This is a genomic window from Streptomyces sp. NPDC005393, from assembly GCF_040606675.1.
Classification (GTDB): Bacteria; Actinomycetota; Actinomycetes; order Streptomycetales; family Streptomycetaceae; genus Streptomyces.
Map to the genome: position 1 here is coordinate 251,355 of NZ_JBEXFG010000003.1, position 25,952 is coordinate 277,306.

The 25,952-nt window shown below is 70.7% G+C and carries 26 protein-coding genes and 1 pseudogene; 14 read left to right on the forward strand and 13 right to left on the reverse strand.

What is annotated here, in order from left to right; genetic code table 11:
• Window positions 1-80: 80 nt before the first annotated feature.
• The 3 genes from ABZS71_RS05640 to ABZS71_RS05650 all read left to right on the forward strand — a co-directional run bounded on the left by ABZS71_RS05640 (window position 81) and on the right by ABZS71_RS05650 (window position 2,134).
• Window positions 81-221 carry a hypothetical protein gene (locus ABZS71_RS05640; RefSeq protein ID WP_356207798.1) on the forward strand — a complete coding sequence of 47 codons (141 nt, stop codon included), beginning with the start codon at window positions 81-83 and terminating at the stop codon, window positions 219-221.
• Window positions 222-341: 120 nt separating this feature from the next.
• The gene (locus tag ABZS71_RS05645) at window positions 342-704 is read left to right on the forward strand and encodes a MarR family transcriptional regulator (protein WP_356207872.1); all 363 of its coding nucleotides are present in this window, start codon (window positions 342-344) and stop codon (window positions 702-704) included.
• Window positions 701-2,134: an MFS transporter gene (locus tag ABZS71_RS05650; RefSeq protein ID WP_356207800.1), complete on the forward strand. Its 1,434-nt coding sequence runs from the start codon at window positions 701-703 to the stop codon at window positions 2,132-2,134. The genes ABZS71_RS05645 and ABZS71_RS05650 overlap by 4 nt, the downstream gene beginning before the upstream one ends.
• Before the next feature lie 124 nt (window positions 2,135-2,258).
• Here the strand turns inward: ABZS71_RS05650 and ABZS71_RS05655 are convergent, their stop codons facing one another.
• Window positions 2,259-2,726, reverse strand: a complete 468-nt coding sequence (locus tag ABZS71_RS05655) for a helix-turn-helix domain-containing protein (protein WP_356207802.1) — start codon at window positions 2,724-2,726, stop codon at window positions 2,259-2,261.
• Between ABZS71_RS05655 and ABZS71_RS05660 the strand changes: the two genes are divergently transcribed.
• Both ABZS71_RS05660 and ABZS71_RS05665 read left to right on the forward strand, forming a co-directional pair.
• Window positions 2,637-3,200, forward strand: coding sequence for a carboxymuconolactone decarboxylase family protein (locus tag ABZS71_RS05660; protein ID WP_356207804.1), 564 nt, complete (start codon window positions 2,637-2,639; stop codon window positions 3,198-3,200). The two genes, ABZS71_RS05655 and ABZS71_RS05660, sit on opposite strands and share 90 nt — an antisense overlap.
• A 38-nt stretch (window positions 3,201-3,238) precedes the next feature.
• Complete coding sequence (locus ABZS71_RS05665; protein WP_356207806.1) at window positions 3,239-3,532, forward strand: DUF1330 domain-containing protein; 294 nt, start codon at window positions 3,239-3,241, stop codon at window positions 3,530-3,532.
• Window positions 3,533-3,626: 94 nt separating this feature from the next.
• On the opposite strand, the gene ABZS71_RS05670 is transcribed toward ABZS71_RS05665, so the two are convergent.
• Together ABZS71_RS05670 and ABZS71_RS05675 are read right to left on the reverse strand one after the other, a co-directional pair.
• Window positions 3,627-5,807, reverse strand: coding sequence for a transposase (locus ABZS71_RS05670; protein ID WP_356207808.1), 2,181 nt, complete (start codon window positions 5,805-5,807; stop codon window positions 3,627-3,629).
• On the reverse strand, window positions 5,804-6,847 hold the full coding sequence (locus tag ABZS71_RS05675) for a DUF4158 domain-containing protein (RefSeq protein ID WP_356207810.1): 1,044 nt from the start codon (window positions 6,845-6,847) through the stop codon (window positions 5,804-5,806). Before ABZS71_RS05675 ends, ABZS71_RS05670 begins: the two co-directional genes overlap by 4 nt.
• 479 nt (window positions 6,848-7,326) lie before the next feature.
• Between ABZS71_RS05675 and ABZS71_RS05680 the strand changes: the two genes are divergently transcribed.
• Window positions 7,327-8,067, forward strand: a complete 741-nt coding sequence (locus ABZS71_RS05680) for a YoaK family protein (protein WP_355845674.1) — start codon at window positions 7,327-7,329, stop codon at window positions 8,065-8,067.
• A 7-nt stretch (window positions 8,068-8,074) separates the two neighbouring features.
• Here ABZS71_RS05680 and ABZS71_RS05685 read toward each other — a convergent pair whose 3' ends face one another.
• Window positions 8,075-8,290 carry an Lrp/AsnC ligand binding domain-containing protein gene (locus ABZS71_RS05685; RefSeq protein ID WP_356207812.1) on the reverse strand — a complete coding sequence of 72 codons (216 nt, stop codon included), beginning with the start codon at window positions 8,288-8,290 and terminating at the stop codon, window positions 8,075-8,077.
• 9 nt (window positions 8,291-8,299) lie between these two features.
• On the opposite strand from ABZS71_RS05685, the gene ABZS71_RS05690 reads away from it, so the two are divergent.
• Window positions 8,300-8,722: an MFS transporter gene (locus ABZS71_RS05690; protein ID WP_356207814.1), complete on the forward strand. Its 423-nt coding sequence runs from the start codon at window positions 8,300-8,302 to the stop codon at window positions 8,720-8,722.
• A gap of 520 nt (window positions 8,723-9,242) precedes the next feature.
• Here the strand turns inward: ABZS71_RS05690 and ABZS71_RS05695 are convergent.
• On the reverse strand, window positions 9,243-9,581 hold the full coding sequence (locus ABZS71_RS05695; RefSeq protein ID WP_356207816.1) for a hypothetical protein: 339 nt from the start codon (window positions 9,579-9,581) through the stop codon (window positions 9,243-9,245).
• A 135-nt stretch (window positions 9,582-9,716) separates the two neighbouring features.
• Here ABZS71_RS05695 and ABZS71_RS05700 point away from each other — a divergent pair, with 135 nt between their 5' ends.
• Complete coding sequence (locus tag ABZS71_RS05700) at window positions 9,717-10,208, forward strand: MarR family winged helix-turn-helix transcriptional regulator (protein ID WP_356207818.1); 492 nt, start codon at window positions 9,717-9,719, stop codon at window positions 10,206-10,208.
• Window positions 10,209-10,231: 23 nt separating this feature from the next.
• Here ABZS71_RS05700 and ABZS71_RS05705 read toward each other — a convergent pair whose 3' ends face one another.
• A complete protein-coding gene (locus ABZS71_RS05705) occupies window positions 10,232-10,594 on the reverse strand; it encodes a hypothetical protein (RefSeq protein WP_356207819.1) in 363 nt (120 codons plus the stop codon).
• Between the two features lie 482 nt (window positions 10,595-11,076).
• Here ABZS71_RS05705 and sthA point away from each other — a divergent pair, with 482 nt between their 5' ends.
• From sthA to ABZS71_RS05725, 4 genes are all read left to right on the forward strand, one after another.
• Window positions 11,077-12,480 (forward strand): Si-specific NAD(P)(+) transhydrogenase, encoded by a 1,404-nt coding sequence (sthA, locus tag ABZS71_RS05710; protein WP_356207821.1) that lies wholly within the window; start codon window positions 11,077-11,079, stop codon window positions 12,478-12,480.
• A 130-nt stretch (window positions 12,481-12,610) separates the two neighbouring features.
• Window positions 12,611-14,497 (forward strand): molecular chaperone DnaK, encoded by a 1,887-nt coding sequence (gene dnaK / locus ABZS71_RS05715; protein ID WP_356207823.1) that lies wholly within the window; start codon window positions 12,611-12,613, stop codon window positions 14,495-14,497.
• A 93-nt stretch (window positions 14,498-14,590) separates the two neighbouring features.
• Window positions 14,591-15,271, forward strand: a complete 681-nt coding sequence (locus ABZS71_RS05720; protein WP_356207824.1) for a class I SAM-dependent methyltransferase — start codon at window positions 14,591-14,593, stop codon at window positions 15,269-15,271.
• A 57-nt stretch (window positions 15,272-15,328) separates the two neighbouring features.
• Window positions 15,329-17,422 (forward strand): ATP-binding SpoIIE family protein phosphatase, encoded by a 2,094-nt coding sequence (locus ABZS71_RS05725; protein WP_356207826.1) that lies wholly within the window; start codon window positions 15,329-15,331, stop codon window positions 17,420-17,422.
• A 16-nt stretch (window positions 17,423-17,438) separates the two neighbouring features.
• Here ABZS71_RS05725 and ABZS71_RS05730 read toward each other — a convergent pair whose 3' ends face one another.
• The 6 genes from ABZS71_RS05730 to ABZS71_RS05755 form a co-directional block, all read right to left on the reverse strand.
• Window positions 17,439-18,917 carry a branched-chain amino acid ABC transporter substrate-binding protein gene (locus ABZS71_RS05730; protein ID WP_355845649.1) on the reverse strand — a complete coding sequence of 493 codons (1,479 nt, stop codon included), beginning with the start codon at window positions 18,915-18,917 and terminating at the stop codon, window positions 17,439-17,441.
• Window positions 18,918-18,922: 5 nt separating this feature from the next.
• Window positions 18,923-20,905, reverse strand: a complete 1,983-nt coding sequence (locus tag ABZS71_RS05735) for a hypothetical protein (RefSeq protein ID WP_356207827.1) — start codon at window positions 20,903-20,905, stop codon at window positions 18,923-18,925.
• 446 nt (window positions 20,906-21,351) lie between these two features.
• Window positions 21,352-22,524 (reverse strand): anhydro-N-acetylmuramic acid kinase, encoded by a 1,173-nt coding sequence (locus ABZS71_RS05740; protein ID WP_356207829.1) that lies wholly within the window; start codon window positions 22,522-22,524, stop codon window positions 21,352-21,354.
• Complete coding sequence (locus tag ABZS71_RS05745) at window positions 22,487-23,923, reverse strand: MFS transporter (RefSeq protein ID WP_356207874.1); 1,437 nt, start codon at window positions 23,921-23,923, stop codon at window positions 22,487-22,489. The genes ABZS71_RS05740 and ABZS71_RS05745 overlap by 38 nt, the downstream gene beginning before the upstream one ends.
• Before the next feature lie 60 nt (window positions 23,924-23,983).
• Window positions 23,984-24,256 carry an ATP-binding protein gene (locus ABZS71_RS05750; RefSeq protein ID WP_356207830.1) on the reverse strand — a complete coding sequence of 91 codons (273 nt, stop codon included), beginning with the start codon at window positions 24,254-24,256 and terminating at the stop codon, window positions 23,984-23,986.
• A gap of 17 nt (window positions 24,257-24,273) precedes the next feature.
• Window positions 24,274-24,747 carry a PAS domain-containing protein gene (locus ABZS71_RS05755; RefSeq protein ID WP_356207832.1) on the reverse strand — a complete coding sequence of 158 codons (474 nt, stop codon included), beginning with the start codon at window positions 24,745-24,747 and terminating at the stop codon, window positions 24,274-24,276.
• 153 nt (window positions 24,748-24,900) lie between these two features.
• Here ABZS71_RS05755 and ABZS71_RS05760 point away from each other — a divergent pair, with 153 nt between their 5' ends.
• Window positions 24,901-25,650 carry an SDR family NAD(P)-dependent oxidoreductase gene (locus ABZS71_RS05760; RefSeq protein ID WP_356207833.1) on the forward strand — a complete coding sequence of 250 codons (750 nt, stop codon included), beginning with the start codon at window positions 24,901-24,903 and terminating at the stop codon, window positions 25,648-25,650.
• On the opposite strand, the gene ABZS71_RS05765 is transcribed toward ABZS71_RS05760, so the two are convergent.
• Window positions 25,647-25,820 (reverse strand): hypothetical protein, encoded by a 174-nt coding sequence (locus ABZS71_RS05765; protein ID WP_356207835.1) that lies wholly within the window; start codon window positions 25,818-25,820, stop codon window positions 25,647-25,649. The genes ABZS71_RS05760 and ABZS71_RS05765 overlap by 4 nt on opposite strands.
• Before the next feature lie 6 nt (window positions 25,821-25,826).
• Here ABZS71_RS05765 and ABZS71_RS05770 point away from each other — a divergent pair.
• Window positions 25,827-25,919: pseudogene (locus tag ABZS71_RS05770) on the forward strand (aldo/keto reductase); the annotation flags it as partial.
• Between the last annotated feature and the right edge of the window lie 33 nt (window positions 25,920-25,952).

Below are 25,952 nucleotides of genomic sequence, written 5' to 3' on the forward strand. Positions count from 1 at the left end.
GTGAATACGTCTCCGCGATCGAGTAACCGCCCGAATGCGTTTCTGCCCTGGAGCTGGAAGATCCCGGCTTCCACCACAGCGTGCTGTCCGACTTCCGCGACCGGCTCGCCGAGGGCGACCGCGCCGACCGGCTGCTGGGCCTGGCACTGACCCGGACCCGGCGGGCCGGCCTGCCCAAGGGGCGCGCCGCCCGCGCCAGTCACCATTTCCATAAACTATGAATATAAAGATGCTATGCTTCGAGCATGAGTCGTCAAGACACCGCTCCTGGCGCGTCCGCCGCCATCGGGGCAGCCCTCTACGGCCTGGCCACCAGGGCCGCGAGACGCCTGCCCCGGGACATGAGCCTGACGTCCGCCGCCACCCTGGCCACCCTGGACCGGACCGGCCCGCGGCGCATCACCGATCTGGCCGCGGTCGAGGGCGTCACCCAGCCCGCGATGACCACCCTGGTCCGGGTGATGGAGGAGTCCGGCCTGGTCGAGCGGCAGGGCGACGCGTCCGACAAGCGGGTCACGCTGGTGTGCCTGACCGAGGCCGGCGCCTCCTATGTCCGGACGCGGCGCCAGGCGGGCGTCCACGCGTTCGAGCGGTTGATCGGCGAGCTCACCGGCGACGAGGCCGAGGCGCTGGTGGCGGCCCTTCCGGCGCTGAAGCATCTGGCAGAGCTCGAAAGCCAGGACCGCGAAGGGCCGAAGCAGTGACCGGCCGGCCGGTCGGCGGGGGCGCGGTTAAGGCGTTCCCGGTGGCGCGTTCCGAGGCGCGGCTGCTGGTCCCCGCCCTGATGTACATCGCTCTGGTCGTGGCGGCGGTCGCCAGCCTCGGGACGCCGCTCATCACCAGCGTGGCGACCTCGTTCCACGTCTCGCTCGGCAGCGCGCAGTGGACGCTGACCGTCGCGCTGCTCAGCGGCGCCGTCGCCACGCCGGTCCTGGGCCGGCTCGGAGCCGGCCCGCACCGGCGGGCCACGATCCTCGCCACGCTGGCGGTCGTCGTCGCCGGCAGCGCGCTCACCGTGCTGCCGCTGCCGTTCGCGTGGCTGCTGGCCGGCAGGGCGGCCCAGGGCGTCGGGCTCGGGCTGACGGCGCTGATGATGGGCGTGGCCCGGGACCACCTCCCCGAGGAGCGCAGCGCGGCCGTGATTGCCCTGATCTCGGTGGTCTCGATCATCGGGGCCGGCGTCGGCTACCCGCTGGCCGCACTGCTCGCCGAGTTCGGCGGGGTGCGGGCCGCCTACGGCCTCGGCCTGGTCGTCACCGCCGCCGCCCTCCTGACCGCGTGGCGCTCCATTCCCGAAGCCCCCGAAGGCCGCTCCGCCCACGTGGACGTGGCAGGCGCGGTCGTCCTGGCCGCCGCGCTGCTCCTGGTGCTGTTCCTCGCCGGCGAACGGAATCTGTGGAGCCGGCACCTCGCCGTGGCGGCGGGCCTCGCCGTCGTCGCGGTGGTGCTGCTCTGCGTCTGGGCCGTCATCGAGCTGCGCAGCACGACGCCCCTGGTCGATGTGCGGGCGGTGCGGCACCCGGCGGTCGCCGGGGCGAACCTCGCCATGTTCGTCGGCGGGATCGGCATGTACCTCCTGCTCACGCTCATCACCCGGTACGCGCAGACGCCGCACGGCGCCGGCTACGGCTTCGGGCTGACGACCTTCGTCGCCGGGCTGGTCCTCATCCCGTTCTCGGTGCTGGGGTTCGTCGCCGGCAAGCTCACGCCGCGGGTCCGGACGCGGATCGCCGACCCCCTGCTCCTGGCCGGCAGCGCCGTCGTGGTCGGCGGCGGGTTCGCCCTGTTCGCGGCGGCCCGGTGGGACCTGGCCGAACTGTTCGCGGCGATGGGCGTGCTCGGCTTCGGCGTCGGCGGCTTCTCGGCCGCGATGCCCGGCGTCATCCTGGCCGTCACCCCCAAGAGCGAGACGTCGAGCGCCATGAGCTTCAACTACGTCGTCCGCAGCGTCGGGTACTCCCTGGGCAGCGCCATCGGCGGCCTGATCCTCGCCGCGGGCACCGGCCCCGGCCACCTCTTCCCCGACGACAGCGCCTACACCACCGCGGCGCTGGTCGGCATCGGCGCCATGGCGATCACGACGCTGACAAGCCTCGCTCTCGCCCGCCGACGCTCGTCCGAGACCACCCCGTAAGAGCTCGCGCACATAGGCGGTGTGGGGAGCCTCGGCAGCAAGGCGGGCACCGGTCCCGATGAACATGGAGTCGCGACACTCTGTGACCACTGGAGAGACTGAGCCCGTCCTGCCGTCACGGCCGTCAGTCCGCCGCCTTGGGCCGCCAACCGGAGGCCCAAGCATCGAGCGGGGCGAGAGATTCTTGAAGGGTCCTGCCCTGTTCAGTGAGCAGGTACCCCTCGCCGGCGTGCTCGACGAGGTCGGCCTGTCCGAGCTCGCGAAGCCTGTCTGCCAGGACGCTTGATGAGACGCCGCCACATCGTTGCTGGAGCTGGCGGAAGGTCGGAGATGAGCCGTCCCGTAGCTCCCACAGGACTCGCAGCGCCCAGCGTCGGCCCAAGAGGTCCAGGAGCGCCATGATCGGGCGCCCCGTGTGCGAGCCGCGGACCCGGCGGCCTGGGAGTGGTGTTGGTCGTGCCATCTGCTTCCCTTTCCAAAGCGTCAATGTTAACGTCCCGCTATGCCTCTGAAATCGAAGCAGCCTCGCATCGAGCCGCTCTCGCCGCCCTATGGCGAGGGAGCCAGCGAGGCCCTTGAGCTCCTCGGGCATTCCCCCATCCAGCTGTTCCGGGTGTGGGCCCGCCGGCCCGAGCTCGCCCGCTCCATCGCGGGCTGGGGAAGCTACTACTTCTCTCGGCGCTCCGCTCTCACTCTGCGCCAGCGCGAGCTGGCCATCGACCGGACCACCGCGCTGTGTGGCGCCGACTACGAGTGGGCTGTGCACGTCGCGGGCTTCGCCGAGAAGGTGGGACTCGACGCGGCGCAGCTCGCGTCCCTCGCGAAGGGAAGGCCGACGGACGACTGCTGGCACACCACCGATCGTGCCGTGCTCGAAGCGGTCGACGAGCTCCATGCGACCTTTGACCTCTCCGACGACACCTGGGCGAACCTGGTCGCTGTCGCCGATGAAGATGCCGCACTCGATCTGGCCTTGATCTGCGGTTGGTACCACGCCATCTCGTTCGCCGTCAGGGCGCTCCGCCTGCCCCTTGAACCCGGCACCGAGCCGATCTCCGCACACTGATCTACGTCACATGCACTCATCCCAACACTGGAGGTTCCATGCCCAAGGGCTACTGGGTCAGCGCCTACCGCACCATTTCCGACCCCGAGAAGCTGGCTGCCTACAACAAACTGGCCGCTGCGGCCGTCAAGGCCGGGGGCGGCCGGACCTTCGCCCGTGGCGGCCGGGTCGTGGCGCACGACGCCGGAATCGCCGAGCGCACCGTCCTGATCGAGTTCGACAGCTTCGAGCAGGCCGTCGCGGCGTACGAGAGCCCGGCCTACCAGGAGGCGCTGGTCGCCCTCTCCGACGGCGTCGAGCGCGACTTCCGCATCGTCGAAGGCATCGACTGACCGAGGTCCAGTCGGATCTTCACTGAAGCGGCAGGATTCGGGGGTATACCGGCCCGCTCCCGTGAAGGGTGTCACCAGCTAGTTTCCTCACGGCTCAGGCAGCCTGGCCGAGACCGGTGGCGGTCAGGTCCTGCTCGCGCAGCGGGGTGAAGTCGACGTCGAGTTTCGGGTCGTACGCCTCGGGCTGGATGCCGAGTTCGTGGGTGCTGTACTCGCCGAACCGGTTGATGTGTTCGGTCAGGTACGGCGAGATGTGCGACAGGTCTTCCGGGTCGATCTCCCATCCCTCTTCCAGCAGCTGGCGGACGATCTCGGCGATGTCCAGGGCGTTGTGGAAGATCACCGCGTTCGTGAGCAGGGCGTTGAACTTCATCGCCTTTTCCTGCTCGATGGGGTCGTTGTCGGCGATGACACCGCGGTTGCCGAAGCCGATCCACTGGGAGAACCGGTTGAACGACTCCACCTTGTTGGTCGCCGCGGTCACCCGCCGGCGAAGCGGCGCGTCCGAGAGGTAGCGCAGGAGCTGGACGGTGCGGATCACGCGGCCGACCTCGCGGAAGGCGGCGTAGGTGGCGTTCTTCCTCGACCCCGAGCGCAGGCGCTTGAGCAGGGTGGAGGAGGAGAGGGTGCCCTCGCGTACGGAGACGGCCACCCGCATCAGGTGCCGGAACTGGGATTCGATCAGGCCCCAGTCGATGACGTGCCTGCCCGGCTCCCCGAACAGAGCGTCGATGTGCACGTACTCCGTCTGCTTGGAGGGTCGGTAGAAGGTCAGTTCCTTCCAGTTCCTGATCCTGGGCATCAGGTCGAAGCCCAGCAGGTGGGCGAGCGCAAAGACAGGGAAGCTCTGGCCCTGCGTATCCGCATGCACGGTGGTCGGCTGCATCTCGGAGGTGTTCTTCAGCAGTCCCTCGATGATGTAGACGGCCTCCCACACCCCGCACGGGATGAAGTGCGTGAACAGGGCGATGTAGGTGTCCGAGACGTGGTGGTAGGCGATCCCGCCCGGCTTGCCGTACCGCACGCTCGTCTCGGAGAGCAGGTTGTCGAGATACGTGTCCATGTGGGTGCCGTCCGCCGCCACCGCGGTTCCGTCGCCCCACGCCTGCGAGATGTCCAGGCGGGCGTGCGCGTTCACCAGGTCGGCGACCGCCTCGTTCAGCAGCACGATCGAGAAGTGCTTGTTGGCGACGTACGACAGCTCGTGCCCGCTCACGCCGGGGATGTGCCGGGAGGCCTCGTAGGGGCCCATGTTGGTGCCCTTGACGAACGTGACGATCACGTACCGGCCCAAGGGGTCGGTGAGCTTGGGCTCGTTGCCCGACGGCGGGCCGAAACGGCGCCACCACTCCACCCAGTACGCGGTCCGGGCCACGATCCCCATCAGGGAACGCTCCGGCATCCTCGCCTTGATCTCCTGCTCCAGCCGCTTGGCCGAGGGCCGCTGACCGTCAGCCCGGAACGCCTTCAGCGAGGGGATGCCCGTCTCCGGATCGATGACCAGGCCGTCGTTCTCCGGGTACCCAGCATCCGCTGCCGCGGCAGCGTTTCGCAGCTTGTCCTCCAGCTGCCGGCGGAAGAACTTCGCGTCGAACTCTGCGCTCTCGCCCTGCTCGGCGAGGCCGACCTCCACCAGGTAGGACCCCAGCGTCTCCTGGACGACCTCCCAGTCCAGCAGCTGCTCGGACCAGTCGGCGTACTCCTCCGAGCCGACCACCGCGACGTCGCCGGTGCGCAGTTCCTCGGCGAGCGCGGTGAAGACCATCGCCTCGAAGTGCTTGCGGACGAACTGCCCGGTCCGGGTCTTGTCGACCACCGCCTTGCGCCAGTTCTGGGTGGCGAAGGAGATGTCGACCTCCTTGCCCTCCTCGTTGAAGGCGGTGATGTACTCGCCGCGGGCCGCCTGGTGCCGCTGGGCGTGTGCAAGGGCGTCCAGCACCCGGCTGTCCTCGCTGGTCGCGGTGAACTTCAGCTTGTCGTTGTCGGCCAGGTCGAACATCACCGCCCGGTCCCGGCCGATCTGCCCGTACAGCAGCACTTCCCAGAAGTTGCCGTGATGGGCGGAGACCTTCTCGATCTGCTCGTACTGCTTCGCGAACCCTCCGAAGCCGTCCACCGCGCGGGTGACCGCGCCGAACCCGCCGGCCTGCACCACCTGGGCCTTCACCAGGGCGAGGACCGCCGGGGAGACCCTGCCCTCCAGCCGCGTCGCAACCTCATCCACCGACGCCTCCGCGTCCAGACCATCCAGGGCCTGGCGGACCTCGGCGGTCATGGCCGCGGCCTTCGTGAGCGCCTCCTGGGCCGGGCCGCCCTCTCGATGTGCTTGAGCACCGTGCGGTAGTTCCCGATCAGGGCCTCGACGATCTCCCGCTCGGCGAGCCGGATCTCCTCCAGCTCCGCCTTGGCCTTCTTGATCTTCGTCGCCACACGCTTGCAGAACATCGTCGCCAGGTCGTCCCGCACCCGCATCCGCGCCTTGTGCGTCAGGGCCGCGACCAGCGCGATGCGCTTGACGGGGACGAAGTCCCGCAGCTCCGAGGCGTCCGCCGCATCCGCCTCCCCGGCGAAGTCGGTGACCTTCCCCGCGGCGACTCCGTCCATCCACACGTCGGTGTCGCCAAGCTCGTCCAGCCATTCCAGACGCTTGGTCAGGTTCTTGAAGTGCGACCAGGTCGGGCCCTTGGCGGGCTTCTTCAGCCGGTTAAACAGCGTCGTCCCGTCACTGTCGCGGTCCTCCAGCAGCCGCATGAGTCCCGCTCGCTGAGCAGCGCTCATGCGGTCGTGGATGCCCGTACGGATCGAGGCGTTCACCTCGGTACGGATTCTCGAGGCCATCTTGTCGAAGGTCGAGAACCCCGGTAGCTCCAGCCCGGCCTCCACCACCTTCTCCAGCGCGATGTTAATGAGGTCCGCCGGGCGGTTCTTCGCTGCGGCCTCCTTGCGGATCGACTGCTCGACGATCCCGCGGGCCTTGGCCTGGTCGTACGTCACACCGGCCTGCTTGCGGACCAGGCCCCGGTGGTGCTTGGCGGTCCGCTCCGCCCGGTACACCGGCAGCGTGCCCTCCGGTAGCTCCACCGCGCGCCGGACGAAGTCCACCACCATCTCCGGGACGTCCTCCAGCGCCGGGAAGCACCCCATACGCCGGTACGACTTCAGCATCAGCAGCAGCGCCAGCAGATGCTCATCACAGTCCGTGGCATCGGCCGCCCACTCCAGCTCATCGCGGCTCGGGGAGAAGAACAGATGCAGCTCATGCGCGGTGATCAGCCGCTTGAACCGCGGATACGCGGTCCGCTCAATCGATGTCACAACCCACCCCAGGCCCCAGACGACGCTCAACATCACCACCAACGACACTGAGCCGAATGGGTGACGGCCGACGGATGCTCAGTGCTTCAAGATCATCCCGTTGCCCCTTTGGCGCGTATCTCGGTCACACCCCTACCGCTTACGCCGGGACGGCGCGGGGCGCTCGGCGGGGGCGGGGTCGATACAGCGCGACTGCGCGTGCTCGTGGCGTGGCACGCGCTTGTTGCCTCCACCCCTGCGGCCACTGCTCACGGCACAGTGGGGATATGAACCCAGAGGACAGGAATGTTCTGGCCCGGGGGTGTGGTGGCGGGCCCTGCCGGGTGACGGCGAAGGTGGCCGCCGCGTTGGCACCCCGCACGGCCGTCAAGGGGTCGAAACCACTTCCGAGGAGGGCCAGAAAAGCTCCCGTATGGGCGTCGCCCCCGCTGTTTCCCTGACCCGCGGCGAGGGCACCCGGGCCGACCGGAGGGGTGCCGATGGCCGAAGAGACCGATACCGCGCCCGCGTCGGGCGGACGGCGCCACGGCCGGGCCCGTGGCCCCGGCGCACTGGTGGCCGGCATCGCGCTGACCGTGGCGACCGGTGCGATGGACGCGATCAGCTTTCTCGCGCTGGGCGGCGTCTTCACCAGCGTCATGACCGCGAACCTCTCGCTGCTCGGCCTGTCCACCGGGGCCCATGACCCGGATCTGGCCCGCGACGCCGCCGTGGCCATAGCGGGCTACACCGCGGGCGCGCTGGTGAGCGGCCGGATCGTCCGGGGAAACCGGCCGGCATGGCGGGCCCGCTGCGCGCTCGGCGTGGAACTGCTCGCGCTGGGCGGACTGTGGGCGGTATGGACGACCGCCGGAGGCCATCCCACCGGGGGCCGTCAGCTGGGGTTGCTCGCGGTGGCCGCGCTCGCCATGGGCGGCCAGAGCGGCCTGGTGCGCGCCATCGGTCCGCCCGGGATGTCCACCACCTACCTCACCGGCATCCTGACCGGTCTGCTGGTCGACCTGGCCCTCACCGGCAGGGTCCGTTGGATCAACGCGGCGCTGCTGGCGGCCCTCGTCGCGGGCGCGGCGGGCGGCGGGCTCCTCATCGCCCACGCCGCGCGGGCCGCGCCCGCCCTGCCGACCGGGCTGGTCGCCCTCGTCCTGCTGGCCTCCCTGACCTCCCTGGCCAGGGACGACCACGGCCGCCTCTGGCCGCATACGGCGTCGGACACGCCGTAGGACATGCCTAGAGAGGGAGCGGTGCCCCGGCCCGTTTGACCGTACGGATGACCGGAGCCGTCTCCATCGTGCGGATCGCGTCGAGTGAGGCGATCCGCTCCGTGAGAGAGCGCGAAAGATGGTGTGCGTCACGGCAGTTGACGGCCGCCAGCAGATTGGTCGGGCCGGTGGTCACCGCGACCAGGGACACCTCCGGGTGTTCGGCCATCGCGGACGCCAGCACCGAGATCTCGTGCTCCGCCCAGACCCGGAGCAGCGACGAAAGCGATGCGCCGGCCTCGCCGTCTTCGGCCTCGCCTCGCTCGGCTGCGGTCTGGCGCCCGCCACCGGTGCGCTGATCGTGGCGCGCGGGGCGCAGGGCGTCGGGGGCGCGGCGATGTCGGTGACCGCCTTCGCCCTCATCGGCTCCGTCTACCGGGGTCCGGACCTGGGCAAGGCGATGGGCGTCTTCGGCGCGGTGACGGGGCTCGGCGCGGCGGCCGGGCCGATGGCCGGCGGTGTGCTGACCCAGTACCTCAGCTGGCGTGCGGCGTTCTTCGCCAACATTCCGCTGGTCCTGATCACACTCGCGCTGACGCGGGCGATCCCGGCCCCGGCCGGCCGGCCGGAGCGGTCCCGTCTCGATCTGCCCGGCACGGCCGCCTTCGCCGTGTGAAGACGCTCGGGGTCGCGGTGTTCGGGGTCCTGTTCCGCCAGGACACCACCCCCGGCGCAGGGACTCAACCGGGTGCTGATCGCGGCGGCGGTGGCCGGAGCCGTGGGCGTCGCACTGGCGTACGTCTTCGTCCCGAAACCGGCCCCGAAACCGGCCCCGAAACCGGCCCCGAAACCGGCCCCGAAACCGGCCCCGAAACCGGCCCCGAAACCGGTTCCCGCGCCTGCCGGTTGAGTCCGTCGGCGGCCAGGGCGCGAAGACCTCGGGGCGCGGGCGTATCCGCCCTCGTCCCAGGCGGTGAGCCCGCCGTGGCGGGGAGCGACGTCACGACCGGTACGCCGGCCGGGCCTCGCAGCGTCACACCACGGCGGCGGCCTCCTTCACCGGGAGGCCGCCGCCCTCGGCGTAGGCCCGCTCGAACGTCTCGGCATCCAGCACCGCCCGCAGCCGGGCCTCGACCCGCTGCCGGACCTCGGCCTCCGACGGATACGGATGGAAGCCGAAGCCCTCCGGGTTCAGCTCATTGCTGTCGTACGCGCCCAGCAGCCGGGCCCCGGTCCTCCGCCGCGTCCAGATGCGCCTTGGCCCAGGCGGCGCTGAGGAACTGGGTGACGATCAGCTGCGGCGCCACCAGATGCGCCAGGCTGTCCAGCCGCCGCACGGCCTCCCGGATCCGCGTCTGTGCTCGCTCGAACTCCCCGTCGAGACAGTCCAGCCGGCCGTACAGCCCCGCCACCATGCCGGTGAACAGCGCGGGGGTGCCGACCGAGAACTCGCTCTCCATCTGCCGAAGCTGCTCCCGCGCGGGCCCGGTGCGCCCGGTCCGGGCGTAGCGCTTGACCAGCAGCAGCCGGGACACGCTGGCCGTGTCGCCGGCGAACTCCTTCGACTCGTCAACAACATGGCTACGTATCCCCTGGGCATTGCCCGGCCCTGTTGACGTTCGCGAGATTCGACATGTTCGCATCCGCACGGGGCATGTAGCGTCGCGATCATGGAAGAGCTGACTGGAACCCCCACTGACCAGGCGCCGGCCGATCCGGCCGTCACCGACGACATGCTGGCCACTCAACCCGTCGGTTACTGGAGCGGTCTGGCTCATGCGGCCGTGACCCGGCATCTGCGCGACGCTATGGCTAAGGTCGACGTCACGCAGCCGCAGTATTGGGTGCTCAACCGCGTGAACGGTGGGCCCGCGGCGCCGAGCCGTGAGGAGGTGGTCGCCCAGTTGTCGCCACTTGCGGACGGGCAGAACGAGATCACCCGGGTCGTTGACCAGTTACTCCACCGTGGCTGGCTCCAAATCGACGCCCGGCAGCGCCTGCACCTCACTGACACCGGGGAGGCTGCCAGGGTGAGGCTGCGCGAGCTGGTGACCGAGCTGCGCACCGTGGTCCACATGGGCATAAGTGACGAGGATTACGTAGCAGCGCTCAAGCTGCTACGCAGGATGATCGCCAACGTCGAGGGCGACAAGCACTCCTAGCCGGTGACTTCGCACTTGGGGGTTTAGGTCTCCAGCCAGCGGGGTCTGGTTTCGTCGATGCCGAGGAGTTCGAGCAGGTGTGCTTGGACTCCTCGGCTGACAAGGATGGCGGGTGGGTTGGTGGCGGTGCCGGGGCGGAGCGTGAGGCTGTCGAGGTGGTAGAGGATCATGCGGCCGGTGGGGCGGACCTTGCGGTTGTCGGGGTAGAGGCCGCTCATGGTCTGCTCGGGGCCCAGGGCCTGGCGGACTTGGCGTTCGATCAGGCAGAACACCAGCAGGGCCAGGCAGATCACGGTGATCAGCGCCGTGATGCGCCGGTTGTGTTCGAGGAAGATCGGTGCGACGGCCAGGGGGCCCTTGAAGTCGCTGTAGCGGCGCTCGACCACTCCTTGGCCTTTGTGGCGCTTGAGGACTTCGGCCGCGTCGGTGCGCTTTGGCGTCGTAGGTCGGTGGGCTCACTGAGCGCCTGGTCGTCCGGCTGACGCGTACGGATAAGGAACGGTTCGCTTGGCTGCCGGTTCACCAGGACTTCGGCGTACGCCTCGTGGGCTCCGAGGAGTGCGAGGTCATTCGCCACCAGGCCGCCGCCGAGGACGGTCGCCAAGCCGGATGCGTCCTCGGTGCTGGGACGTAAGACCACACGGTTCCGCGCGTTGGCGATGATTTCGGGGCGCGGAGCAGCAGGGCGAAGCCGAGGTGGGGTCTCCGCGCGCTCCCTTTCGACAGCTGCGCGCCCCTTCGGCTCACTCGCCGCGGCGCCGCCGCAGTCGCCGTGCGCCGCGTCCTCCGTCAAGTCCCGCTGGACAGGAGAGGGTTGACCGGCGGCTTGCTCTTCCGGGGCGGTGGCATCGGGTGACAGACTCATCCCGTGACCGACTTTGACATGCTTGTGATCGGATCCGGCCCGGGTGGCCAGAAAGCGGCCATCGCCGCAGCGAAGCTCGGTCGCCAGGTGGCCGTCGTCGACCGGCGGGACAGGGTGGGCGGGGTCTCGCTCCACACCGGGACCGTGCCGTCGAAGACCCTGCGCGAGGCGGTGCTCTATCTCACCGGACTGACCCAGCGGGATCTGTACGGCCAGAGCTACCGGCTCAAGGAGGAGATCACCGTCGCGGATCTGACGTCCCGCACCCGGCATGTGGTGGGCCGCGAGGTGGATGTCGTCCGCAGTCAGCTCTCCCGCAACCGGGTCACGCTGTTTGCGGGGACCGGACGGTTCATGGACGATCACACCGTGGCCGTGACGGACGCGACGGGCCAGGAACAGCTGCTGACCGCGCGGCATATCGTGATCGCCACCGGAACCCGCCCGGCCCGCCCGGCGAGCGTGGAGTTCGACGAGCGGACGATCATGGACTCCGACTCGGTCCTCAATATGGAGCGGGTGCCGCGCTCCATGGTCATCGTGGGCGCCGGGGTGATCGGCATCGAGTACGCCTCGATGTTCGCCGCCCTGGGCAGCAAGGTCACCGTGGTCGAGCAGCGCGAGGGGATGCTGGACTTCTGCGATGTCGAGATCGTCGAAGCGCTGAAGTACCGGCTGAGGGATCTGGCCGTCACCTTCCGCTTCGGGGAGACGGTCGCGGCGGTCGAGCGGCATCCGCGGGGCGCCCTGACCGTGCTGGAGAGCGGGAAGAAGATCCCCGCCGACGCGGTGATGTACTCCGCGGGACGGCAGGGGCTCACCGATGAGCTCGACCTCGGCAAGGCCGGTCTGACGGCCGACCGGCGGGGCCGGATCACGGTCGACGAGCACTACCGCACCTCCGTTCCGCATATCTACGCGGTCGGCGATGTCATCGGCTTCCCCGCGCTCGCCGCGACCTCCATGGAGCAGGGGCGGAACGCGGCGTACCACGCCTGCGACGAGCCGGTGAACCCGATTCACGATCTGCAGCCGATCGGGATCTACTCCATCCCGGAGATCAGCTTCATCGGCCGGACCGAGGACCAGCTGACGGAGGAGCGGGTGCCGTTCGAGGCCGGGGTGGCGCGCTATCGCGAGCTGGCCCGCGGCCAGATCGTCGGTGACTCGCACGGCATGCTGAAGCTGCTGGTCTCCCCGGAGAGCCGGCGGCTGCTCGGGGTGCACTGCTTCGGCACCAGCGCGACCGAGCTGATCCATATCGGCCAGGCCGTGATGGGGTGCGGCGGGACCGTCGACTATCTGGTGGACGCGGTGTTCAACTATCCGACCTTCGCCGAGTCCTACAAGGTCGCCGCCCTCGATGCGACGAACAGGATGCGCGAGATCGACCACCTGGGGGACTGACCGCGCCCGCCTCCCCTCCGCGGCTCGGCACTCCCTCTCTCGCCATCGTCTCCCGGCACTGTCTCCCGGCACTCCCTCCCAAAAAAATGCCTTTTGGGATACTTGGAGACAGACCGGGAGGAGTGCTGAGATGACGCGCGCAGTCGGTATTGACCTGGGAACGACGAACTCGGTCGTCTCCGTTCTGGAGGGTGGTGAGCCGACCGTCATCACCAACGCCGAGGGCGCCCGGACCACCCCCTCGGTGGTGGCCTTCGCCAAGAACGGCGAGGTGCTGGTGGGCGAGGTCGCCAAGCGCCAGGCCGTGACCAATGTGGAGCGCACCGCGCGGTCGGTCAAGCGCCACATGGAGGACGAGGGGTGGCGGTTCCCGGCCACTGGCGAGGTGGACGGCAGGCGCTACACCGCCCAGGAGATCTCCGCGCGGGTGCTGCAGAAGCTCAAGCGCGACGCCGAGACGTATCTCGGCGAGGACGTCACGGACGCCGTGGTCACCGTCCCGGCGTACTTCAACGACACCCAGCGCACCGCCACCAAGGAGGCGGGCGAGATCGCCGGGCTGAAGGTGCTGCGGATCATCAACGAGCCGACGGCCGCCGCCCTGGCCTACGGGCTGGACAAGGAGAACGACCAGACCATCCTGGTCTTCGACCTCGGCGGCGGCACCTTCGACGTCTCGCTGCTGGAGATCGGCGAGGGGGTCGTCGAGGTCAAGGCCACCAACGGCGACACCCACCTCGGCGGCGACGACTGGGACCAGCGGATCGTGGACCATCTGGTCACGACGTTCAAGAACGGCTACGGCGTGGACCTCGCCAAGGACAAGATGGCCGTTCAGCGGCTGCGCGAGGCCGCCGAGAAGGCCAAGATCGAGCTGTCCGCGGCGAGTGAGACCGCGATCAATCTGCCGTACATCACCGCGTCGTCCGAGGGCCCGCTGCACTTGGACGAGAAGCTCACCCGCGCCCAGTTCCAGCAGCTCACGGAGGATCTGCTGGAGCGCTGCAAGGCCCCCTTCCATCAGGCGGTCAAGGACGTCGGGGTCAAGACCTCCGATATCGACCATGTGATCCTGGTCGGCGGCTCCACCCGGATGCCCGCCGTGACCGGCCTGGTCAAGGAGCTGACCGGCAAGGAGCCGCACAAGGGCGTCAACCCGGACGAGGTCGTCGCCATCGGCGCGTCGCTCCAGGCCGGTGTCCTCAAGGGTGAGGTCAAGGACGTCCTGCTGCTGGACGTCACCCCGCTGTCCCTCGGTATCGAGACCAAGGGCGGCATCATGACCAAGCTGATCGAGCGCAACACGACCATTCCGACCAAGCGCTCGGAGGTCTTCACCACGGCCGAGGACAACCAGCCGTCCGTGCAGATCCAGGTCTTCCAGGGCGAGCGCGAGATCGCCGCGTACAACAAGAAGCTCGGGATGTTCGAGCTGACGGGGCTCCCGCCGGCTCCGCGGGGGGTGCCGCAGATCGAGGTCGCCTTCGACATCGACGCCAACGGCATCATGCACGTCTCGGCCAAGGACCTGGGCACCGGCAAGGAACAGCGGATGACCGTCACCGGTGGCTCCGCGCTGCCGAAGGACGACATCGACCGCATGATGCGCGAGGCCGAGCAGTACGCGGAGGAGGACCACAAGCGCCGTGAGGCCGCCGAGACCCGCAACCAGGCCGAGCAGCTCGTCTACCAGACCGAGAAGCTGCTGCGCGACCAGGCCGACAAGGTGCCGCAGGACGTCCGGCAGGAGGCCGAGTCGGCGGTCGCGGATCTGAAGGAGCGGCTGGGGGGCGAGGACACCACCGCGATCCGCGAGGCCACGGAGAGGACCGTGGCCGCCGGGCAGAAGATCGGCACGGCCCTCTACGCCCAGGCCCGGCCCCAGGGCGACGGCGCCGGGCCGAACCCCGGAGCCGGTGCCTCCGGCGACGGCGGGGACCAGGCCCGCGGGGGCGAGGAGGACGTGGTGGACGCGGAGATCGTCGACGAGGACAAGCCGAAGGGAGACGGCGCCTGACCGCGCGGGCCCCGTGGAACGGGGCGGTCCGGTTATAGCGCAAACCGGGAACGGGATGAAATATTGGGTATCGAGTAACCCAAGGATGTATGCGTGAGCAACGGGACCAGTGTGACCGGCTACGAGAACGTGCGGCGCGACCGCACGGGTCAGGCCGAGGCATTCGATGCCATAGGCGACCGCTACGACGAGGCATTCCCGCACAAGGACGGGCAGCTCGCCGCCGGCGAGTGGCTGACCGGCGCGCTCCCGCCCGGATCCCGGGTGCTGGATCTGGGCTGTGGCACCGGGCTGCCGACCGCACGCCAGCTGACCGAGGCCGGGATGCGGGTCGTCGGCGTCGATCTGTCCGCCGGCATGGTGCGGCTCGCCGGACAGTACGTCCCCGGCGCCGCCTTCCGCCAGCTGGACATCGCCGATCTGCGTCTCGGCGGCCCCCAGGACCTGGGCCGGTTCGACGCGGTCACCGCCTTCTTCTCCCTGCTGATGCTGGGACGGGCCGAGATCCCGCTCGCCCTCGGGACCATTTGCCACCTGCTGGTCCCCGGCGGTCTGTTTGCCCTGTCGATGGTGGAGGCCGACGTGGACGACTTCGCGATCCCCTTCCTCCACAGCACCATCCGGGTCTCCGGCTATCTGCGGGACGAACTGCACCAGGTCGTCGAGGCGGCCGGCTTCGAGATCATCGGGGAGTCCTCGTACACCTACGCACCGGCGACGTCGGATGTGCCGCCCGAGGAGCAGATCTTCCTCCACTGCAGACGCGGCGACTGAGGAGCCACCGGCCGCCCGCCGCGGACGTGGTATCCACCGGATGGAACGACACGTGTGATGGCGCAGCCCCCTCCCCCCGAAGGCCCGGACCGGCCCACCGCCCGGGCCCGGCGGCACGCCGCGCTCCGCGGCCCCGCGGAGGAGGCCGCGCCACCGGTCAGGCGGGATCCGGGGGACCGGGGCGACCCGCACACCCTCCAGCCGCCGCCCCTGCACGGGCGTACCGGCGACTTCTGCCCCGGCGGGTATGCCGAGGACGCCCTGGACCAGATCCGGGACGAGCCGGCGTACGGACCGGGGCCGCAGACCGACCGGCTGCGCTATCTCGACACCGCGACCCGGCAGATCGCCCGCGGCATGGACCTCGACGAGACGCTGCGGGAGCTGTGCCGCGCGGCCGTCCCCGCCTTCGCCGACGCCGTCGTCGTCCATCTGCGCGATCCGCTGCCCGCCGGGGACGAGGAGTCGCCCGGCCCGCTGGTGCTACGGCCGCACAGCACCGGCCCGGGGACCGGCGAGCCCGCCCCGGACGCCCCGGACGACCCGGGCACCTCGGGCACCCTGGACGACCCGGGCACCCTGGACGACCCGGGCACCCCGGACGACCCGGGCACCCCGAACGACCCGGACGACCCGGACGACCCGGATGACCCGGACGACCCGGGCGATGGGCCCCGTACCGCCGTGCCTCCCCTCCGCCCGCCCCCCGCCGACCCGGCCCCGCTGACGATCACCGGCGACCTCGCCGCTCTGCTGAGCGCGGGACGGCCCGCCTTCGGGGACACCCCCGGGATCGCCGCGGCCGTGGCCGACCTGCTGAGCCCGACGGCCGGCGGCCCCGGCCCCGTACCCCCGGGCCGACGACTGATCATCGCCCCGCTGCGCGGCCGCCGCCATGTCATGGGCGCCGCCGTCCTGGTGCGCCACCCCGACCGGCCCGCCTTCACCGGCGACGATCTGCTCGTCGCCTCCCAGCTCGCCACCCACACCGCCCTCGGCATGAACAAGGCGGTGCTCTACGGACGCGAGGCGGACGTCGCCGACGCGCTGCAGCGCACCATGCTCCCCTCATCGCTGCCCGAGCCCATGGGTATCCGGCTGGCCAGCCGGTATCTGCCCTCCTCGAAGACCGCCCGGATCGGCGGCGACTGGTACGACGCGATCCCGCTGCCCGGCAACCGCGTCGCACTCGTCATCGGCGATGTCATGGGCCACTCCATCACCTCCGCCGCGATCATGGGCCAGCTGCGCACCACCGTGCAGACCCTCGCCGGACTCGATCTCTCCCCGGACGAGGTCCTGCACCACCTCGACGAACAGGCCCAGCGCCTCGGCAGCCAGCACATGGCCACCTGTCTCTACGCGATCTACGACCCCATCGCGCAGCGGCTCCAGGTGGCCAACGCCGGCCATCCGCCCCCGGTGCTGCTGCACCCCGAGGGCCATGACGAGGTGCTGAGGGTCCCGCCCGGCGCGCCGATCGGCGTCGGCGGCGTCGACTTCGAGACCGTCGAGATGTACGCCCCCACCGGAGCGACGCTGCTGCTGTACACCGACGGCCTCGTCGAGTCGCGGGAGACGGATGTGTGGACCGGGGTGGAGCTGCTGCGCGACCGGCTGCACGCCACCGCCCATGTGCTCACCCCACCGCCCCTGGAGCTGCTGTGCGACGCGGTGGTGGGCGGCCTCGGCCCGAGCGACCGGGACGACGACATCGCGCTGCTCGCCGCCCGCTTCCACGGCATCCCGTCGTACAACGTGGCCTACTGGTTCCTGGACCCGCATCCGCAGACCCCGGGCCGGGCCCGCCGGCTGGCCCGTAGAACGCTCCACCGCTGGCGGCTCGAGTCCCTGCTGGAGACGACCGAGCTGATGGTCAGCGAGGTGGTGACCAACGCCGTGCGCTACGCCACCCGCCCGCTGTCGCTGCGGCTGCTGCACACGGATGTGCTGCGCTGCGAGGTGGGCGACGACTCGCCGCTCGTGCCCCGGATGCTGCACGCCCGGCCCGGGGACGAAGGCGGCCGGGGGCTGTTCCTGGTCAACCAGCTCGCCGCGCGCTGGGGCGCGACCCGGCTGAGCACGGGCAAGGTCGTCTGGTTCGAACAGCAGCTGCCCAAGGGCCGCCGGATGGAGGCGCCGGACGACTGAGCCCGCCCCGGGAGCCTCACTGCTTCCTGGGCGGCTCGCCGCGCGGCGCCGACACCTCCACCAGCTCCGACCGCCCCTCGGAGTTGAGATGCAGGATCGGGACCGCCTTGTTGCGTGGGTTGCCTTCGCTCTCGAACGCGATGAACCCGCTCGCCCCCGCCACCTGCTGATGGCCGTCCATCTGATGGAACATGCGCCCCACCGCGTCCCCGGTCACCTCGCCCTGCCAGCCCGCCGCCATCTGAATGCCATGGGCGGCGGTGAGCACCGCGTCATGGGCCATGATGGCCTGGCCGTCATAGCGCGGGTCGTTGGGAAACCACTTGTCCAGGGAGCCGCCCGGCTGGAAGTGGCGGGCGGAGGGGCCGGCGACATGGAGCGGATCCTTCTGCCACATATCGGGGTGCGCGAGCCCCGTATAGAGCACCCGCACCCCGCTGTCGGCGGCGTGCGCGAGCTGCTTCGCGGTCAGGTTCGAGGTGTCGTCACCGGTCATGACGGTGAACTTCCGCTCCTGGCAGGGGCGGTTGGCGATCGAGTCCAGAAACCGGGTGAGATGCTTGCCGCGCCCCGCGAAATACACGACCTGCGGCTTCTGGTCGCACAGCTGGCCGGGCATATAGCGCAGCTCGTTCTCCCAGGCGCTGCGCACCGAGGAGTCATAGGTCATCCGGTCCGCCACCAGCCGGTGGCCCTTGCTGTCCTGGAAGACCTCGGTGAAGGCGTCACCCAGTGTCTTGGCGTAGTAGTTGCTCTTCGCGTCGTCCTGGACCACGACGGCCGTACGGACCTTGTGCCTCTTGAGGTAATTGGAGGCCGCGTACGCCTCGTTCACATTGGTCGGGGACACCCGCACAAACCCCTTGATGCCCTTGATGTTGGTGGCCGTCATGGTGCTGGAGACCAGGGCGAGGCCATGGTCGGAGAGCCGGTTCAGCGCGGCCAGGGTGCGCTCGGTGCTCGGGCCGAGCCCGGCGACCGCGACCAGCTTGTCGTCCGAGTCCTTGACGTCGATCAGCTCATCGACGGTGTGCTGCCAGTGCGCCGCGTTGCTCCCCACATTGGCGATCAGCAGCTTGATCTTGGGGGAGGAGGAGAGGTCGCCGCGGTTGTGCCGGTACTGCGCGAGATACGCGCCCTCCAGCTCATGGCGGACGGACTCCTCGGAGTTGCTGTCGTCGTCGGTCAGCGTGAAGGACGTCATATAGGCGACGCTGACGTACGGCTCCTTGTCCGCGTTTCCCACGACCCGGTCGTTCTCCGCTTTGATCTTCTTCTCCACGGCCTCCAGATGCCCCGCGAACGGGTACGAGCCGTCGGTGACGCCCACGCACTCGTCGTCGCCGCCCGACTTCACGACCCCGTCGCCGCAGCGCGCCCGCATCTCGCCGATCCAGTGCACGGTGAGGGGGATCGCCACCGCCAGCACGGCGACGAGGACCACCCCGATCGCCACACGGCGCACGATGTGCAGCGGCCATTCGAGTCTCGGCACCCGGCTCACCCCTCGCTTGTGAACGTCAGCGGATGGCGCCAGTGGCGGTACCGCTCCGCCTCGTTGAACAGCGCCACGATGTCGTTCCTCCGCAGTCGTGACAGCTGGTTGAACCCGTCGGCGATCATGTCGTTCAACCGCATCCCGGGGTCGGCCAGCGGATCGCTCCACACCCAGCGCGCGGTGATCAGCTCCCGGATCACCGAGGCGGTGGTGACGGCCTCCTGAGGCTCGTCCGGCGCGAGCCCCGCGAGCAGTTCGAGCGGGCCGCCCACCGGCCCCAGCCGGTTGGGCGCCGCCGTGATCAGGTTGAACTCGCTGATCCACTGCGCCGCGGGCACCGCCGGGAACCGCGCCACCAGATACCCGGTCACCACGTCGATCCGCTCCGACGCCAGCCGGTGGTACATCTCCTGAACCGTGCGGCCCTCGGCCCGGAAGTGCTCGGCCAGCAGCTCGTGCACCGTGTCCCAGTCGCCCGGGCGCGCGGCGAGCCGCCACAGCAACAGCCGCCGCAGCCACGGGTGGAGCGCCGGGGTCACGGCCCCCGGGCTGAGCAGCAGCCAGCGGCTGCGGATCTCGCCGAACAGCGAGTCGCCGGAGCTCAGCAGCCGGGTGCCGACGGCCAGATCGCGCGCCGCGGCGCACTCCGCGAGCGTGGCCCGCTGCGCCTCGTCGAAGCCGCGCAGCAGATGGTCGAGGGCCGCGTCCGCGAGCGACCGGGTGTCCTCGCCGTCCCGCGGCGTACGGTCGGGGAGCGTCCGCAGCCACCGGTCCTGCTCCGCGCCGTCCTCGGCGGGCACGGCCGAGTGCCGGACCAGCTCCAGCACCTGATGGACCGCCCGGGGCAGACCCGAGGTCAGCCGGTGGATGAAGGGCGCGAGCCGGGTGAACGGCGCGAGGTCGGGGTGGTGGCGCAGCTCCAGCTCGATCCGGATGCGCACCTCGTCCAGATTGAGGTCCCGCAGCCGCAGCGGATACCACCAGGTGTCATCGCTGTCCCGGCCCGGCCGGTGCTCGTTCCAGTCGGCCAGTGACGCCCGGTCCGGACCGCGCAGCCGCCACGGCCACTGGTCACCGGTCGCCGGGCCCCAGCGCGGCAGCCACCGGTTGGAGCTCGCGACGACGGTGAGCGGATCGCAGACGGTGCTCGCCACCACGGTGTCGTCGTGGCGCGCGCGGATCAGCAGATCGAGAAAGCGACGCCCGTACTCCGTATGGGAGTTGTCGAGCAGCAGAAGATAGGAGCGCGGCATGAACGAGCGGTCCACATTGCTGCGCACGTCCTCCAGGAAGGCCGAGAACAACACCCGGTCCAGCCGCTCCTGGTCGTCCTCGTCGCCTTCGTGGCGCCAGAGGTTGAGCTCCACCAGCGCTTCCCACGGATCCCGGCTGTGCAAGAGGGGATGGCCGCCGTACCAGGTGGCGCTGCCGGTGAACTTGCGCCCCGGCAACCGTCTTCGCCCGCGCCGCAGGGCGTCCCGCAGCAGCGCGAGCGCCGCGGTGGAGGCGCCGTCGGGCGCGCCCACCGCGCCCCCGGCCACTTCGAAGAACGCGGCCAGATAGTCGCCGTAGCGCGCCTCGGTCCGCTCCTGGAACGCGTCCAGCTCCCGCCGGATATTGCGCCGCCCCTCCGCCAGGCTGGTCATCCGCAACTGATGGTCGGAGGCGAGCAGCCCAAGGGTGAGCCGGGGGAAGTAGGAGCGGCGGTAGCGCGGCAGCTTGCGCTCGAGCTGGCGGGCGAGCAGCGCCAGCGCGTAACGCGGCAGCAGCGACTGCTCACCGCCGAGATTGACATAGGCGAACGGTGTCTCGGGGCCGAACTGCTCCATCAGCGCGCTGTGCGCCTCGCTGGCGCCGCTGCCGCGCGGCCCGAGCAGCGTGATCACGGGCCGCTCCGCGGCAGGGGGCAGCCTCAGGCACTCGTCGACCAGACTGATGATTCCGCTGCGGCCTCTCAGGCCGACACCCATTCCGGATTCCGCCACGCGTCCCCGTCCCCCCGTCGGCAACTACGGTGAGTTTACCCGCGTTCACTGCCTTTGATCCGTCCCTCAGGCGCTGACGACCGCGATGAATTCCTCCCGTCCATGGTGTGGAGGTCTTCCGGAAGAGCGAGGGTCAGCCCGTACCACGGCGCGAGCACGGACAGCGGCTGGTCGCCGCGCGCGGCCTGGACGATCACGGGCCACATCGTCGCAGCCCGGCACCGGCCGGGCGTTCACGACAGCCACTGGCCGATGTACGACGACGGCACGCCGACCAGCGTGGCGCCGGCCCCGCAGCGGGTGCCCGGCTGCTGCCGGGCAGCGAGGGAGACCTGGAAGGAGAGCGCGGCGGCCAGGTGGTCCGGATCGCCGCAGGGCCGTGGCGGACGCAGCCGCCGCAGCCAGTTCCGCGCCTCCCGGGTGACGCCTGTGACCTGGTGGTCGGATCAGCGCCGGAAGATCTCCAGCCGGGTGGGCGCCGGCTGCCCCGGTGCGGGCAGCGCGAGTCCGCCCCGCCCCGGGGTGATCGACCCCAGGACGCTGGGGTGACGGGCGCCGGTGCAGGACGGAGCCGTACCGGCCAGCCCGTGGACGGTCAGAAAGCCGAGGACGGCGAAGGCGTAGGCCTCCTTCGCCGCCGCCGGAAGGCCGAGTTCATCGGAGGTCCGCGGCACGACGGCGCCGAGCGCCCGGCGGAGCGCGGCCATCAGGGTGGGGTTGCGGGTGCCGCCGCCCGACGCGATCACCTCCGTGGCATGAACCGACCGCACCGCGTCCGCGACGGTGCGGGCCGTCAGCTCGGTGACGGTGGCGATGACATCGTCGTCCGGCACCGGACCCGCCGCCGCCAGGGCCGCCCGCAGATAGGGCGGATGGAACAGCTCCTTGCCCGTCGTCTTGGGCGCGGGCAGCCCGTAGTACGGCTCGGCCAGGAGCCGTTCCAGCAGGGCGTGGTGGACGGTGCCGCGGGCGGCCAGGGCGCCGTCCACGTCATGGTCCAGCCGGCCCCCCGTCAGATCCCGTACCGCCGCGTCGATGAGGGCGTTCGCCGGGCCGGTGTCGAAGGCCAGCGGATCACCGGTCCCGGACACCACCGTGAGGTTGGCGATGCCACCGAGGTTCAGGGCGGCACAGACCCCCGGCCGGCCGCGCAGCCACAGGGTGTCGACCAGGCTGACCAGGGGAGCGCCCTGGCCGCCCGCCGCGACGTCCCGGGTGCGCAGGTCGGAGACGACCGGCCGGCCGGTGGCCTCGGCGATCCAGGCGGGCTGCCCGAGCTGCAGCGTCCCGTGCACCTGCCCGTCCTCGGCCCAGTGGTACACGGTCTGGCCGTGCGAGACGACGAGGTCGGCACGGTCGTCGCACAGTTCCCGGCCGGCCCGTACGGCGAGCGACGCGAACGCCCGGCCGATCCGGGTGTCGAGCGCGCAGACGTCCTTCATGGTGGTCGCCGACGGCGGCAGCGCGGCGCCGAGCGCCGCCCGCAGATCGTCCGGATACGCCTCGCTGACCAGCCCCAGGGGGGCCAGGACCAGGGTGTCCCCGTCGAGGACCAGATCGGCCGCCGCGGCGTCCACGGCGTCATGGGACGTGCCCGACATCAGCCCGATCACCCGCATGGAGTCCCTCCTTCTCGTTCTCCTCCGGCGTCCGGGTGTCCTCGCGCAGCGCGCCGCGGTGCTCGCCGCCGCGCAGGGTCAGCAGCGCGAGCAGACTGACGGCGCAGGTCACCGTCACGTAGTACGCGGGGGCGTCGACATCGCCGGTGCGCTTGATGACTTCGGTGATGATGAGCCCGGCGCACCCCGAGAACACGGTGTTCGACAGCGCGTACGCGAGGCCGAGTCCCGTGTAGCGCACCCGGGTCGGGAACATCTCCGCGAGCATCGCCGGGCCGGGCCCGGCCATCAGCCCCACGACCGCGCCCGCGAGGAACACCGCCACCCCCTGGACCAGCGCCGAACTGTCCGGATCCTGGACCACATTGAGCAGCGGGAAGGCGAGCACGGCCACCAGCGCCGCGCCAGTCAGCATCACCGGGCGCCGCCCGATCCGGTCGCTGAGCAGCCCCGCCGGGAGGATCGAGAGCGCGAAGCCCAGATTGGCGACCACGGTGGCGATCAGCGCCTGCTGGAAGGTGGCGTTCACAGTGGCCTGCAGATACGACGGCATGACCACCAGGAAGGTGTAACCGGCCGCGGCCCAGCCCATGATGCGCGCGGCCCCCAGGACGATCGCGCGGGCCACCTCACGCGCCGGGGCGCTGTTCTCGTAGGCCGTGTTCGCGCCGCCTGTGGCCGGGTGCCCGGTGGTCGCGTGCGCCGTGCTCCCGCGTGCCGCCGCGCGGAAGGACGGGGTCTCCTCCAGCCTCAGCCGCAGCCACAGGGCGACCAGCCCGATCGGCAGCGTCAGCAGGAACGGTATCCGCCATCCCCAGTCGCTCAGGGCGTCCTCGCTCATCACCGTGGCCAGCACCGCCGCCATCCCGGCCCCGGCCAGCAGCCCCAGCGCCACGGTGAACGACTGCCACGCCCCGTACAGCCCGCGCCGGCCCGGGGGAGCGAACTCCGTCATGATCGACACCGCGCCGCCGAACTCCCCGCCCGCGGAGAGCCCTTGCAGGATCCGCACGAGGGTGAGCAGCCACGGGGCGGCCGCACCCAGCGTGGCGTAGGTGGGCAGCACACCGATCAGCGTCGTGGCCCCGGTCATCAGCAGCAGCACCAGGATCAGCGTGGGGCGGCGGCCGATCCGGTCGCCGACCCGGCCGAAGACGGCGGCGCCGATGGGGCGGAAGAAGAAGGCGAGCCCGAACGAGGCGTAGGTCTTGACCAGGCCCTCGATCTCGCTGCCGCCCTCGGGGGTGAAGAAGTTCGCGGCGATGATCGTCGCGAAGAAACCGTAGACGCCGAACTCGTACCACTCGATGAAGTTGCCGACCGAGCCGGCCACCAGCGCGCGGCGCGGAGCCCGCTCGGCCGTCTGTCCGGACCGTCCGGCCGGATCCGGTGGGGAAATGGTCACATCTGGCCCTTTCAGTCGGCACCGCCCCAGGGGGGAACGTGGTGTCCGTACCCCTCATCGCGGGCGGTTACCGGTCGGGCCCTTGAGCGGCTGCTCGGCCCAGACGGTTTTGCGGTCCCCGGCATACCGGGTGCCCCAGCGCCGGCTGAGCTGGGCGACCAGAAACAGGCCGCGCCCGCCCTCGTCCAGCGGCCCGGCATGGCGCAGATGCGGGGCGGCCACGCTGCTGTCCGAGACCTCGCAGATCAGCGACTGGTTTCTGACCAGCCGCAGCCGGATCGGGCCGCGGGCGTGCAGAATCGCGTTGGCCAGCAGCTCGCTGACCACCTGCTGGGTGGTGGCGATCAGATGGGTCCAGCCTCCACCCGGCGAGCCGGCGCGTCACCGCGGCGCGGGCCCGGGGGACGGCCGAGGGCTCGGCGGGCAGCTCCCAGTCGGCCCACCGGTCCTCGCCCAGCGCCCGGGTACGGGCCACCGGCAGCGCCACATCGTCGGTCGGATGCCCGGGGATCAGCTTCGTCACGACGGTGTCGCAGACCGCGTCGAGCGAGAGCGCGTCGCAGCCGTCGTTCAGGGCGCAGCACCGCCGGTCCGCCTCCGGCCGCCGTGTACGCGGCGATGCCGTGCCGCTGCCGGGCGCCTTCCGCGAGCAGCTCGGCCGCGGGCCGTCCCACGGCCTCTTCCGCGGGGAGGCCGAGCAACTGGTGCGCCCCCTGGCTCCACCCGGTCAGGACGCCCCGCTCGTCGGCCACGGCGACCGCCTCGGAGACCAGGTCGGGAAGGTGGTGGGGCCACCCGCGGAAGGTGCCGTCGCCCATGACATCCGCTTTCGCTTCGCCTGCAGCATGTGAAGCGCAATTTTACCCCCGCATATGCATGCAAAGTCGATATAGCGGGATATCTATGTGTCGGCGAAGAGCTCTCGGACCGGGCCCTTGGCAGCACCTATTAATTCATATGTAATGCGCTCCGTGAGGTTGAGGTCTTCTTCCGTCATCGTCACCGGAGCCTCCGGCGGCATCGGCGCGGCCACCGCCCGGCGTCTGGCCGCCGACGGCGCCGGGGTGCTGATCGCCGATGTGCGGCCCGAGGCGGGGGAAGGGGTCGCCCAGGAGATCCGCGCGGCGGGCGGCGCCGCCGTCTTCCAGTACTGCGATGTGGCCGACGAGGGCGAGTGGGAAGCGGCGGTCCGTACCGCCACCGACGCCCACGGCCCGGTGAGCGGCCTGGTCAGCAACGCCGCCGTGGCGCGGGTCGCGCCCGCCGACGAGATCGGCCTCCCCGAGTGGAACCGTCAGCTGACCGTCGGGCTCACCGCCGCCTTCCTCGGCTTCCGCGTCTGCCTCCCGGGCCTTCGGCGGACCGGGGGCAGCGCCGTCCTGGTCTCCTCCGTGCACGCGCTCATCGGCCTCCCCGGCCGCCCCGCCTACGCGGCGAGCAAGGCGGGGCTGACCGGACTGACCCGGCAGCTCGCGGTGGAGTACGGCCCCGAGGTACGGGTCAACGCCGTACTGCCCGGCCCCGTGCTCACCCGTGCGTGGGACGGCATCAGCGAGCGAGACCGCCGCGCCAGCGCCGAACAGACCGCCGCCCGCCGCCTCGGACGCCCGGAGGAGGTGGCCGGGGCCATCGCCTTCCTCCTCGGCGACGACGCCTCGTTCATCACCGGCGCCTCCCTCGTCGTCGACGGCGGCTGGAGCGTGCTGAAGACCGGCTCCTAGTCCGACGACGGGTGACGGGGAGACAACTCGGCCATGGCGTTCCATCCCTGTCCCGGCACCTCCGCGTTGACGATCTGCGGGGTTGCGGCGACCGCGTCGGCCATCGTCTCCATGGCCGCCTTGAAGCGCTCATCGTGGCCGAGGTGCGCGCGGTGGCCGAGGAGCGCCACGTCTCGATGGCCCAGGTCGCCCTGGCCTGGCTTCTCGACCGTCCGGCCGTGACCTCGGTGATCCTCGGCGCGCGCACCCTCGAGCAGCTCGAGGACAACCTTGCCGCGGCCGAACCGCGCCTGTCCGGGGAG

Excerpts from the sequence above, each read along its gene's own strand:
- ABZS71_RS05655 (WP_356207802.1), bottom strand. The coding sequence starts at position 2,726 with ATGCCCGAGGAGCTCAAGGGCCTCGCTGGCTCCCTCGCCATAGGGCGG.
- ABZS71_RS05680 (WP_355845674.1), top strand. The coding sequence starts at position 7,327 with ATGGCCGAAGAGACCGATACCGCGCCCGCGTCGGGCGGACGGCGCCAC.
- ABZS71_RS05670 (WP_356207808.1), bottom strand. The coding sequence starts at position 5,807 with ATGACCGCCGAGGTCCGCCAGGCCCTGGATGGTCTGGACGCGGAGGCG.
- ABZS71_RS05665 (WP_356207806.1), top strand. The coding sequence starts at position 3,239 with ATGCCCAAGGGCTACTGGGTCAGCGCCTACCGCACCATTTCCGACCCC.
- ABZS71_RS05755 (WP_356207832.1), bottom strand. The coding sequence starts at position 24,747 with ATGGGCGACGGCACCTTCCGCGGGTGGCCCCACCACCTTCCCGACCTG.
- ABZS71_RS05725 (WP_356207826.1), top strand. The coding sequence starts at position 15,329 with ATGGCGCAGCCCCCTCCCCCCGAAGGCCCGGACCGGCCCACCGCCCGG.
- ABZS71_RS05660 (WP_356207804.1), top strand. The coding sequence starts at position 2,637 with ATGCCTCTGAAATCGAAGCAGCCTCGCATCGAGCCGCTCTCGCCGCCC.
- dnaK (WP_356207823.1), top strand. The coding sequence starts at position 12,611 with ATGACGCGCGCAGTCGGTATTGACCTGGGAACGACGAACTCGGTCGTC.
- ABZS71_RS05645 (WP_356207872.1), top strand. The coding sequence starts at position 342 with ATGAGCCTGACGTCCGCCGCCACCCTGGCCACCCTGGACCGGACCGGC.
- ABZS71_RS05740 (WP_356207829.1), bottom strand. The coding sequence starts at position 22,524 with ATGCGGGTGATCGGGCTGATGTCGGGCACGTCCCATGACGCCGTGGAC.
- ABZS71_RS05700 (WP_356207818.1), top strand. The coding sequence starts at position 9,717 with ATGGAAGAGCTGACTGGAACCCCCACTGACCAGGCGCCGGCCGATCCG.